Raw genomic sequence first — 11,376 nt, 5'->3', positions numbered from 1 at the left:
CAACAGATCTGCCGATCATGGCCGAAAGTCGCCGTTGGACCGGCATTTTGCATCCATGGACGTATCAACAGCATCTGTTTGCACAACCGTTGCCCACTCGGCGCTAACTTCTGCCGCAGAAGTGCGTGAAGTTGACCGACGGGGGTGTCTTTCGCGTGCCCAATCCGATCACCAAGGCACTGGAGAACGGTGCGGAGAAGCTGGGCCACACTCTGGGCGAACGCGCCGGCAAAGTGGTCAAGGACCTCTACCACGACACCGGGACGCGGCTGAAGAAGGTCGCCGACAACCACGCCAAGAACGACATCGCGACCGCCCGCGAACTGGAGAAACTCGCCAAGCGCGAGGACACGCCGATCTACCACATGGCGGACGACGGCAGCATCCGCCGACTCAACGGCGACCGCACCCACTCCGACCTGACGGACGCCGACAGGGCCAGGCTCGGGCTCGACGAGAAGTCGATCGGCCGCCCCGTCAGGGGCGAGCGGAACGCCGCACTCAAGAACAAGGCCGAGGGAGGCACCAAGCCCCGCCCCCAGGCGTCCTCGCAGCAGGTCCCGCTCGGCTCCACCGACCTCGCCCAGGCAACCCAGCTGGCCCGCCACGCGGACAACAGCTACGGCACCCATCTGGCCGACGGCAGCTTCACGAGCAACAACTACGCGGCGGCACGCGTCACCAGCGCGGACGGCAGCGGGGATTTCATACTCGTCGGCCGCAGCAACGGATACCGGCATTCGGAGCGGATGATAGGAACCCCCTTCCTCAGAGAGGGGGAACCGTCCCGGATAAGAGAGCTCTATACGGAGCGGTCGCCCTGCAACGAGGGGGCCAATTGCAGCGCCTGGATGGCGGAGAGATTCCCGGGAACCCAGGTGTCCCACAGTGTCGAATACGGCAACGAAGACCAGAGGAAGCTCGGAAATTCCAAAATGGAGGCATATCTTGACCGCCTGAGACTGGCTCGATAAACTCCCATATATTTCCCGCCAGTTGCCAGATTGAGGACCGCAAGACGTGGCATCCACACTCACCCGCAGCATGCTCGACGCCGCCTTCGCACCGCACGAGCTGATCACCGTGCCGGACAGCGTCCTGGGTCCGGTCTCGGACACGGACGCCAGAGACGTGCTGGGAACTCTGGGGCTCCCGGTCTGGGACAACCCGTGGATGGACCTCGACAGCAAGATCAACGAACAGCTGGGGACCGTCGCCGACTGGGGCGAGGACCCCGCCGACCGCTATGAGCACGTCCCCGAGGGGGCTGCGGGCTGGATCAGCCTGGGGGTCATGCCGTACGACGGCGCCGCGTTCGACCCGGCCGACGGAAAGGTCTACTGCCTCCCCGAGGACGGCGAGATCTATCTGCTCAACAGCAGCCTGCGGTCATTCGTCCATTTCCTGTACCTGCTCAAGACCGAATGCCCGCACATCGACTTGGGCGACGAGAACTGCGAATGGGCGCGCTGTACGGGGGCCGAGCACGAAGAAATCCGGCTGCGTATCCGCGAGGCGATGAGCGACGTGGATCCGGCCGCCCTCACGAACCCGGAATCCCAATGGTTCAAAGTCCTCACGTACATTGTGGATCCCGAAGCCAGTTTCTGAAGGAGCGCCGCCCCGGTGACCGACAACACCCCCCAGGACGACGAGCGGGCGATCGCCGGCATCCAGGTCCCCTTCCGGGCCGGCCCGTACTTCAGCACCCGTACCGACGACCCCGCCACCCTCGGCGCGTACGCCGAATCCGTCGGCCGCCAGGTTGTGCGCGAGGAGTGCGAGGGCTGGCTGCGCCTCGGCAGCGACGGCGGTTACGAGCTCTGTGTCGACCCCAACAACACCGTAAAGGCGGTGCTCCTGGACTTCGAGGAGACGGACCGCTTCGTCAACTCCTCACCGGAGGCCTTCCGTTACGGCCTGCTGGAGCTCCGCCGGACGCTGGAGGCCATCCTCAGCACCGACGATCCGCAGACCGCGTCCCGCGCCTTCGACCGGCTCTCGGAGAGCCTGCGGGCCCAGGACCCCGGCGCGTTCGGCGACCGCGAGGACTGGTGGCCCCTGGTCCTCGACGACATCCGCGACACCGCGAGCGCCCCCAACTACGCGGCCTTCGAATACATCGGCCCCGACGGAACCAAGCAGATCCTCACCCAGTCCGGCGCCATCGGCGAACACCCCGAAGAGCGGCTGTGGTCCACGCTGCACGCGGCCGGAGTCCCCGCGGACCGGGTGCAGCGCATCCACACCGACCTCCAGCCCTGCTTCCTGCCCGGCCACTACTGCTCGCTGTGGCTCGCGGAGATCTTCCCCGACGCCCAGATGACGCACACCTTCCCCTACGGTGAGACGGCGGCCTCCCGAGCCGAAGGCATCCGCCGCCTCAACGAGAGCGCGGTGCAAGGCAGTTGACGGCACCCCCGGACACAACAGCCTGGCCTCCCCGCGAGGCCGTCACCGCCACCCACGGCCCGGCGCTCCTCGCCTGGGCCGCCGACACCGCCCCGGACCGCACCCGCGTCTGCCTGATCCGCGGCGCCCGGGGCAGCGGAAAGAGCCAGCTCCTGGCCTGGTTCCTGGCCGGCGCCCCGAGCCATCCCCGTACGACCGCACACGCGACCGTGCTCTCCGCCGGACTGTTCACCGACGCCTTCGCCTGGGAGCTCGGCCGGCAACTCGGCTACGGCCCCCTCGCACCGCACCGGCTCCTCGACCGCATCGCCGCCGACGCACGCCCCCTGCTCCTGCTCGTCCCCGACCTGCACCGCGCCGGCCGCGGACCCGCCGACCTGCCGGCGGCCCGCCCCCGCACCATCGTCGACGAACTCCTGGTCCCCCTGCTGCAGTTGCCGTACGTCCGCGCCGCCGTCGAGGTCGGCGAGAGCGACCTCCTCGGCACCTGGCCCGGAGCGGAGTCCCTCACCACCGGGAGCACGAGCCACGGGCCGTACGAAACCGACGCCCCCTCCGACGAGGTCCCCCGCGCATCCGACGGCCGACCCCGCTGGGACCTGGCCCCTCCCCGGGCAGCCGAACACGCCCTCGACCAGGCGCTGTTGGAGCCCGACCCCGTACAGGCCGTACGCACCCTGATCACCGACCCGGCGTTCCTCGTACACGGCTCAGCGGTGGCGATCGCGGCCACCCTGGCCGACGAACGCATCCTGACGCCGCGCGGCCTCCGCGAGACCTGGCGGCAGGCCGCCCCGCAACTCTCGGACACCGAACACAGCCTCACCCAGCGCGCCGCCCTCCTCCACACCGCGGCCCTCGGCTCCAGCCCGAACCTCGCCCAGTACCTGCGCCCGCTCGCCGAACAGCACCGGTTCACCGCCGCATGGTCCCGCCCCGACCACCCCGTGACCGCACTGGCCCGGACCCCCGACGCCCTGCTCACCGCAGGCCCCCTGGGCGACCTCACCCTGCTCGACCCGACGACCGGCGCGCACACCGGAACGCAGACAGCACCAACTCCCGTACGCCCGCAGGCCATTGCCGTACGACAGGACGGATCCGCGCTCCACCTCGCCGACACCGGCGCCCTCCACCCCGTCGCCGGCGAGACCGGCGCCAGCGCCGCCGTCGAACGCATCGCCCTCCACCACGGCCAGGCCGCGCTCAAGGACCCACGGCTGCGCCCGACGGCCCTCGGCCAGTGCCCCCTCACCGGAACCACGGTCGTCGGCGACGAACAGGGGAACGCCCACGTCTGGGGCCCGGACGCAGCACAGTCCACCCCGCACTCCCACGCCCTGCACGCCTCCCCCATCACGGCCGTCACCTGCCTGCCCCCAACCCCCGACGCCCCGGACGTCCTGGTCTTCAGCGCGGCCATGGACGGCACGGTCAGACTCTGGGCCACCGCCGCAGACCCCCTGCCCGAACCCGTGGAGCAGCGCCCGGCGTTCGTCACCGCGATGTCCGCAGCACACACCCCCCAGGGCCTCGTCCTCGCCGTCGCCTGGACCGACGCCCGCGTCCACCTGTGGCAGGTCAACACGGGCCGCGTGCACGCGATCCCCCTGCTGACGCCCTGCCACGCGCTTGCCCTCACCACCACCCCCACCGGCGACTGCCACCTCGTCGTCGCGGGCCCCGAGGGCACGTACGCACTACGGCTCAACACAACAAGTCTCTGGACCTAGTCCCTGACCTGGAACCATCACGATCCCCGATGGCTGCGGGCGCGAAGTGCACCTTGGTCACCACGGCCGCCCGCGACATCCTGGGCCTCATCGACGTACGGGAGCAGGAGACATCATGCAGTCGCTGATCATGACCGGACCTTCGCAGACCGCGGACCGCACGGAAATCCGCACACTCGAAGCACCCCGCCCGGGACCGGGCGAAGTCACCATCGACGTGGCCTACGCGGGAATCAACTTCGTCGACGTCATGGTCCGGCGCGGCGACACCGCCTACGGCACAGGATGGCCGTACGCACCCGGCACCGAAGTGTCCGGCACCGTAAGGGAGTTGGGCCCCGGCGTCACCACCCCCGCCGTCGGCACGCGCGTCGCCGCCTTCACCGGCAAGGGCGGCCTCGCCGAGGTGGCCGTCGCCCGCGCCGAGCACACCGCCCCGGTACCCGACGGGGCCTCGATGGCGCTCGCCGCGGCGGCGCCGCTGATGCTCGCGACCGCGCTGCTCCTGCTCACGGACGCGGCCCGCATCCGACCCGGCGAGACCGTACTGGTGCACTCGGCGTCCGGCGGCGTGGGAAGCGCCGTCGCGCAACTGGTGCCCGCGCTCGGCGGAGGCCTGCGCATCGGCACCGTAGGCCGCCCGGAGAAGGCCGAGTCGGCCCTCCAGGCCGGCTACGACCTCGCGCTCCCCCGCACCGAAGACCTCACCGAGACGGTCCTCAAGGCGACCGGCGGCACGGGCGTGGACATCATCCTCGACCCCCAAGGCACCGCCCTCCTGGAGACGGACCTCCAACTCGCCGCCCACGGGGGCCGCATCGTCCTCTTCGGCAACGCGGGCGGCGGCACCCCGGAGCCGCTGCCCGCGGCCGGGCGCCTGATGGGCGGCAATCACACGGTGAGCGGCTTCAGCATCAGCCAGATGTGGGCCAACGCGCCGCACCGCGCGGCGGCCGGCTTGTCCCGCGTCCTGGAACTCGCGGCGACCGGCCAACTCACCGTCCCGCTCACCGAGTTGGCGTATCTCGAAGAGGTCCCCGAAACCCACCAGCTCCTCGCGGAGGGCCGCGGCGAGGGCAAGTACGTCGTACGCCTCAATCCCTGACGCAGGCCGGCGCCCGGGTCACCAGCTTCCGGTGCGGCCCCAGCAGGTCGACGTCCCAGTAGTCACGGTCGTACCCGATCCCGATCGCCGAGACCTTCCGGTCCATGAGCACCTTGTAGAACTCATTGCGGGGATCGGGATCGGTGGCCATGTCGGCGAAATAGCCGTCGTGGTGATACCCGGCGAGCATGTATTCGGAGACGTACGCCGAGTAGAGCCCCGCATCGGCCAGCCGGGTCCTCAGATCCCGCCCGTCACTGCCCACCCCGGACAATTCGCCCTGCTTGGCCATGTCCCGGGCGTGCGCCCGGGCAACCCCGGAAGCGGCGTCGGAGATCCCCAGCGCAACCAGCCCACGCCGCACCCGCTCCTGATTGATCTCACAGACGATCCGCTCGACGTCCGGGTAGTAGGCACGCGCCCCCTCACGCCCGTACGCAACAGACTCCGCAGCCCGCACGGGCCCCACCCCGCCCCCGACCACCAACGCCGCAACCAGAGCGACCACAACACGCCTCACGGCCAACCTCCTGCCGAACCCCGGCCCGGGCCACCCGCGCCACCAGCAGCCTGCGCCGCCCCCAAGCCCCGGAGCGGCAGACATGCACCCCAGAGCAGCAAAAAGCCCGGACCGGCGCAGTCACACCGGGCTTACGTGACCTTCCGGACAGCCCCCTCCGAGGAGAGCCGGGTGCTGTTGTATGTGGCACAGACCAGGCGGGAGCGTCCGCTCACTGTCAGAGATGAGAGACATGCGCAGGCAGGCAGGAATAGCCCTGGCGGCGGTAGCGGCAAGTTCACTGCTGCTGACGACAGGGTGCGGAGGGCACAGCGGCTCCAAGGCGGACAAGCCCTCGGCGTCGGCAGGGAAGAGCTCCGCAGCCGCGAAGCAGGCTGCGTCCGGCGAGAAGGCGGCGCTGACACGCAAGCAACTCGAGAGTGCCGCGATCAAGAGCAGCGACGTCGCGACCTACGAGGTGACCGTTCCCAAGTCGGCGTCCGGCCCGATCGGCGGGGAGCACATGGTGGCCGACAAGCCGGCCTGCCAGCCCGTCGCCGACGCGCTGAGCGCAACTGCCGGAGCCGTCAAGCCTGTTGCGGCCGTGGAGCGCAGCGCGGTCGCGAAGAACCTGTCCGGGGTCATGGTGCGCGTTCGTCTCGCCTCGTACGCAGATGGAGATGCCGACAAGGTCATGTCTGCTCTGTCGAGCGCGGCTACCACCTGCAAGGGCTTCACGGGTTCCGTCGGAACGGACAAGCAGCACGTGGCGGTGGCGGACTACGACGGCTACCTCACCGCTCAGGGCTCCGTCACCCTCCGGCTCACGACCAAGTTCGGCAAGCAGACGCTGCCCGTGTATCTGGATGTCGGCACGGTGGGAACCACGGTGGAGTACTTCGCGACCTTCAACGTCACCGGAGAGGACCCCACGGTCGGTCCGACAGAGGTGGAAACCCCGCAGACCGTCAAGCTCACGACCGCAGGCCACTGACGCCAACCCACCGCACGACAAGAAAGCCCAGGTCAGCAGCTGCCGACCTGGGCTTTTCCGAGCCCCCTATCGGATTCGAACCGATGACCTACGCATTACAAGTGCGTTGCTCTGGCCAGCTGAGCTAAGGAGGCATACCGGAGCAGTGTAACCAACACCACCGCAGCCCCGGTCCGAAATTTTGGTGTGCTCTGGACTACTGACAGACCGGAAAACGCCAGGTAGCGTCTCGAAACAGTTCACCCATGTGGACTACACCACTCACCTTTACTCGGATCGTCCGGCACGTTCCTGCCGGTGAAGGAGCTACGCGATCATGGCATCAGTAACGTTCGACAAGGCCACCCGTATCTACCCGGGCTCCACCAAGCCCGCCGTGGACCAGCTGGAGATCCAGGTCGAGGACGGCGAGTTCCTCGTTCTCGTCGGTCCTTCCGGCTGTGGCAAGTCGACCTCCCTTCGCATGCTGGCCGGTCTCGAGGACGTCAACGGCGGTGCGATCCGCATCGGCGACCGTGACGTCACGCACCTGCCGCCGAAGGACCGGGACATCGCGATGGTGTTCCAGAACTACGCGCTGTACCCGCACATGACCGTCGCCGACAACATGGGCTTCGCGCTCAAGATCGCCGGCGTCAACAAGGCCGAGATCCGCGCCAAGGTCGAAGAGGCCGCGAAGATCCTCGACCTCAGCGAGTACCTGGACCGCAAGCCGAAGGCGCTCTCCGGTGGTCAGCGCCAGCGTGTGGCGATGGGCCGCGCCATCGTGCGTGAGCCGCAGGTCTTCCTCATGGACGAGCCGCTGTCGAACCTCGACGCCAAGCTCCGTGTCTCGACCCGTACGCAGATCGCGTCGCTGCAGCGCCGCCTCGGCATCACCACCGTGTACGTCACCCACGACCAGGTCGAGGCCATGACCATGGGTGACCGCGTGGCCGTGCTGAAGGACGGTCTGCTCCAGCAGATCGACTCCCCGCGCAACATGTACGACCGCCCGAAGAACCTCTTCGTCGCCGGCTTCATCGGCTCCCCGGCCATGAACCTGGTCGAGGTCCCGATCACCGACGGCGGCGTGAAGTTCGGCAACAGCGTCGTCCCCGTCTCCCGCGAGGCGCTCGACGCCGCCGCGGCGAAGGGTGACAGCACGGTCACCGTCGGTGTCCGTCCCGAGCACTTCGACATCGTCGAGCACAACGGCGAGGCCGCGAAGTCCCTCACCAAGGACGCCAGCGACGCCCCGGCCGGTCTGGCCGTCGCCGTCAACGTCGTCGAGGAGCTCGGCGCCGACGGTTACGTCTACGGCTCCGCCGAGGTCAACGGCGAGCACAAGGACCTCGTCGTCCGCGTCAACGGCCGCCGCGTCCCCGAGAAGGGCACCTCGCTGCACGTCGTCCCGCGTCCGGGCGAGATCCACGTCTTCTCGACCTCGACGGGCGAGCGCCTCAGCGACTGACGCTGAACCGCTCATCAACTACGGCCTGCGGCCCCGCACTTCGGTGCGGGGCCGCAGGCCGTTGCCGTCAGGTGTCGACAAATACCCCGGCAGACCCGTCATTTCGAGCCCTGTTCGTCAACACCCGATTCGAAAAGGGGAGTCGAACCATCCCTCGGGAGAGTGACTAAATGTCGCCAAATCATCACTGGCCGCTACGCTCACTCGCGTGACCACCACAGCCCGCCGAATCGGCCGAACTCTCGCTCTCGTCCTGCCCGTCGCCCTCGTTCTCTCCGGGGCGCTCGCGGTCACCCTCGTACCGTGGGCAGGCTCATCCTCCTCCGCTTCCCCGATGCTCACTGCGTCTTCGCAGAATGTCTCGGTACGCGCCAAGGCCCGCACGCCCCAGGACGTCCTGCGCGACAAGCTCCTCACCGAGCTCCAGGAGTCGAGCCCGTCCGTGGCTCTCACCCACCTCCAGCGCGAGGTCGAGCGCCGGCCCTCGCTCGCCGCGCACTGCATGGACATCGCCCGCTCGCTCGGCCGCGCGGCCGTCCAGCGCTACGGCCCGACGCGCGCCCAGTCCTACGCGCGGCCCGTCTGCGACACGTCCTTCGCGTACGGCGTCGCACACCAGCGCTGAAGATCCACATCACCGGCGCATAGGGTGCGCCCATGACGACCACTGATCCTCATGCGCACGCGCTGCCCACGCAGGCCGTGGTCCTGGCGGGCGGCCAGGGCTCGCGGCTGCGCCCGTACACCGACGACCGCCCCAAGCCGATGGTCGAGATCCCGGGCACCGGGACCCCGATCATCGGCCATCAGCTTGCCTGGCTGGCCTCCGAGGGCGTGACCGACGCCGTCGTCTCCTGCGGCCATCTCGCCGAGGTCCTCCAGGAGTGGCTGGACTCGGCCGATCTGCCGCTGCGCGTGAAGACCGTCGTCGAGACGGAGCCGCTGGGCCGCGGCGGCGGCCTGAAGTACGCCGCCGCGCACCTCCCCCACCCCGACCGCCCCTGGTACGCCACGAACGGCGACATCTGGACGCGTTTCTCGCTCCAGGAGATGGCCGCCTTCCACGCCGAGCGCGATGCGACGGCGACCCTGGCGCTGGCCCGGCCGCGCATCCCGTGGGGCGCCGTCGAGACGGACGAGTTCGGGCACGTACTGGACTTCATCGAGTCCCCGCCCTCGCCGTATCTGATCAACGCGGGCGTGTACGTCTTCTCCCCGGCCTTCGCCGGCCTCCTCCCCGACCGCGGCGACCACGAGCGGTCCACCTTCCCCCGCCTCGCACGCGAGCGCCTGCTGGCGGGCTTCCCGCTGCCGCACGGCGCGTACTGGCGGGCCATCGACACCGCCAAGGACCTCACCGAGGCGGCCAAGGAGCTCGCGGGGAAGTAGCGGGCACGCACACAGGGAGGGCCCCGGCGCGCAGTCCGCGCCGGGGCCCTCCGTCGTGCACGTACCGAACGGTCAGCCGAGGAGGCCGCCGATCGGGTTCTGGTTGCCTCCGGAGGACGAGCCTCCGGAGGAGGTCGAGCCACCGTCGCTGCTGCCTCCGGTGCTGCTGGAGCCGCCCGAGGACGACGGGCCCGAGCTGCTGGCCGCCGGCGGGGGCGGTGCCTGGTGGTGGGTGGGGGCGGTGCCGCTGCCCTGGGTCTGGCTGGGGCTGCCGGTGGTGCCCGAGGACGCGGTCGCGCCTGCCGTGGCGGCCGGGGCCGTGTGCTTGGCCTTGGGGCTCGCGGAGCCCGTCGCCGAGGGCGACGGCTTCTTCGAGGAGCCCTCGCGGCGGGCCGGGGAGTGCGAGCCCGCGCTGTCCTCGGGGAGGGTGAGCCCGGGGAGGTGGTTGGTCGGGTCGGTGTTCGGGCCCGGCACGGTCACGACCGTGGAGGAGCGGACCGCGGCGCCGAGCACCGAGCCGATCAGCAGCGTGAGACCGACCACGAGCGAGGCGACGAGCGTCCCGCGCCGCAAGACGCGCCTGCGCAGCTGCCAGAGCTCGGAGCGCGGGCCGAGCGTGCGCCAGGCCTCGCCCGCGAGCCTGCTGTCGAGGGAGTAGACGGGGGCGCCCGCGATGATCAGCGGCGACCAGGCGGCGAGGTAGATGACGTCGGGGGCGTCGTACGCCGCCGTACGCCAGGAGACCGTCACCAGGAGCGCCGCGGAGAGCAGCGCCCCGAAGACGCCCGCGACGCGCTGCCAGAGGCCGAGGACGGTGAGGACGCCGACGACGACCTGGAGGAAGGCGACGGTGAGTCCGGCGCCGACCGGATGAGAGAGGGCGAAGTCGCGCAGCGGTTCGGCGAGGGCCCAAGGGTGCAGCGAATTCAGCCACTTGACCATGGAGCCGCGTTCGCCGCCGTCGAAGTAGACGGGGTCGCAGAGCTTGCCCATGCCCGCGTACACGGAGATGAGGCCGAGGAAGACGCGGAGCGGCAGGAGCACCACGCCGAGGTTCATCCGGCGGTCGGGGTAGAAGGCGTGCGCGGCACGGTGCGTGCCGGTCGTCTCCGAGGGCCCCTCGACGCCGTCGTCGAACTCGTCGTGCCCGTACGGTTCCTGGTGGTCGTACGCGCCGACCGCCTCGCGCATCCGGGGCAGCAGCGTCGTCGCGTCGGGCCCGGAGCCGTAGGGGCTGCGCGGTCCGACGACGGCGGGGGCTTCGCCCTCGTCGAGGCTGATACGGGGAATGACCTGGGTGGCGCCGGCGTCGTGGGCGTCGTCGTACGTCTCGTAACGCGGCTCCCCCACCGAGGAGTTGCGTACGGCCTGCAGCAGTCCGCTGGCTCCGGGGTCGCCCGGTGCGGACTTCCCGCTCCAGACGACGGGGGCGGCACGTCGGCGTCCGCCGGCGCTGCTCATCGCGGGGATCCTGGCCGTGTCCGCCAGGCTGGGGCTCTTCGGTGCGAGCTGCACCCGGAAGCTGGCGTGGTTCACGATGACCTGCGCGGGATCGCAGTCCACCTTGACCATGCTCAGGGCCGGCTGCTCGTCGAACCGGGGCGTTCTGGTGTCCACACTCATCTAACCGAGTGACAGAGGTTTAGGACACTGCCTTGACGAGATGGAAGTGTCCGAGACCCGTCAAGATCGTTGCGCGGGGCCCTGATGCGGGGGCTCCTTCCCGGGTTGCGCCGTTCATCGAACTCTCAGAAAACCCTCAGCGCCAGCACAGGCGCGGATTACGGCCGC

At 69.8% G+C, this 11,376-nt stretch carries 11 protein-coding genes and 1 tRNA gene; 9 read left to right on the top strand and 3 right to left on the bottom strand.

Annotated elements, in window-relative coordinates; all coding sequences use genetic code 11:
* Positions 1-155 precede the first annotated feature (155 nt).
* The 5 genes from OG707_RS21575 to OG707_RS21555 all read left to right on the top strand — a co-directional run bounded on the left by OG707_RS21575 (position 156) and on the right by OG707_RS21555 (position 5,250).
* Positions 156-974 (top strand): nucleic acid/nucleotide deaminase domain-containing protein, encoded by an 819-nt coding sequence (locus OG707_RS21575; RefSeq protein ID WP_329120721.1) that lies wholly within the window; start codon positions 156-158, stop codon positions 972-974.
* A 46-nt stretch (positions 975-1,020) separates the two neighbouring features.
* A complete protein-coding gene (locus OG707_RS21570) occupies positions 1,021-1,611 on the top strand; it encodes an SUKH-4 family immunity protein (RefSeq protein ID WP_329120719.1) in 591 nt (196 codons plus the stop codon).
* Between the two features lie 15 nt (positions 1,612-1,626).
* Positions 1,627-2,412 carry a nucleic acid/nucleotide deaminase domain-containing protein gene (locus OG707_RS21565; protein WP_329120718.1) on the top strand — a complete coding sequence of 262 codons (786 nt, stop codon included), beginning with the start codon at positions 1,627-1,629 and terminating at the stop codon, positions 2,410-2,412.
* On the top strand, positions 2,409-4,145 hold the full coding sequence (locus OG707_RS21560; protein WP_329120716.1) for a WD40 repeat domain-containing protein: 1,737 nt from the start codon (positions 2,409-2,411) through the stop codon (positions 4,143-4,145). Before OG707_RS21565 ends, OG707_RS21560 begins: the two co-directional genes overlap by 4 nt.
* A gap of 115 nt (positions 4,146-4,260) precedes the next feature.
* Positions 4,261-5,250 (top strand): quinone oxidoreductase family protein, encoded by a 990-nt coding sequence (locus OG707_RS21555; protein ID WP_329120714.1) that lies wholly within the window; start codon positions 4,261-4,263, stop codon positions 5,248-5,250.
* Here the strand turns inward: OG707_RS21555 and OG707_RS21550 are convergent.
* The gene (locus OG707_RS21550) at positions 5,240-5,770 is read right to left on the bottom strand and encodes a CAP domain-containing protein (protein ID WP_329120712.1); all 531 of its coding nucleotides are present in this window, start codon (positions 5,768-5,770) and stop codon (positions 5,240-5,242) included. The genes OG707_RS21555 and OG707_RS21550 overlap by 11 nt on opposite strands.
* Before the next feature lie 232 nt (positions 5,771-6,002).
* Between OG707_RS21550 and OG707_RS21545 the strand changes: the two genes are divergently transcribed.
* A complete protein-coding gene (locus OG707_RS21545; RefSeq protein WP_329120710.1) occupies positions 6,003-6,743 on the top strand; it encodes a hypothetical protein in 741 nt (246 codons plus the stop codon).
* 60 nt (positions 6,744-6,803) lie between these two features.
* Here OG707_RS21545 and OG707_RS21540 read toward each other — a convergent pair.
* A tRNA-Thr gene (locus OG707_RS21540) sits at positions 6,804-6,877 on the bottom strand.
* Positions 6,878-7,059: 182 nt separating this feature from the next.
* On the opposite strand from OG707_RS21540, the gene OG707_RS21535 reads away from it, so the two are divergent.
* The 3 genes from OG707_RS21535 to OG707_RS21525 all read left to right on the top strand — a co-directional run bounded on the left by OG707_RS21535 (position 7,060) and on the right by OG707_RS21525 (position 9,585).
* Positions 7,060-8,196, top strand: a complete 1,137-nt coding sequence (locus OG707_RS21535) for an ABC transporter ATP-binding protein (RefSeq protein ID WP_329120708.1) — start codon at positions 7,060-7,062, stop codon at positions 8,194-8,196.
* Positions 8,197-8,404: 208 nt separating this feature from the next.
* The gene (locus OG707_RS21530; protein WP_329120706.1) at positions 8,405-8,821 is read left to right on the top strand and encodes a hypothetical protein; all 417 of its coding nucleotides are present in this window, start codon (positions 8,405-8,407) and stop codon (positions 8,819-8,821) included.
* Between the two features lie 32 nt (positions 8,822-8,853).
* Positions 8,854-9,585 carry a nucleotidyltransferase family protein gene (locus OG707_RS21525; protein WP_329120704.1) on the top strand — a complete coding sequence of 244 codons (732 nt, stop codon included), beginning with the start codon at positions 8,854-8,856 and terminating at the stop codon, positions 9,583-9,585.
* 72 nt (positions 9,586-9,657) lie between these two features.
* Here the strand turns inward: OG707_RS21525 and OG707_RS21520 are convergent, their stop codons facing one another.
* On the bottom strand, positions 9,658-11,208 hold the full coding sequence (locus OG707_RS21520; RefSeq protein ID WP_329120702.1) for a DoxX family membrane protein: 1,551 nt from the start codon (positions 11,206-11,208) through the stop codon (positions 9,658-9,660).
* Between the last annotated feature and the right edge of the window lie 168 nt (positions 11,209-11,376).

This window comes from Streptomyces sp. NBC_01465, assembly GCF_036227325.1.
Classification (GTDB): domain Bacteria; phylum Actinomycetota; class Actinomycetes; order Streptomycetales; family Streptomycetaceae; genus Streptomyces.
The sequence above is the reverse complement of the archived record's forward strand: the minus strand, read 5'-3'. Positions and strand labels throughout refer to the sequence as shown.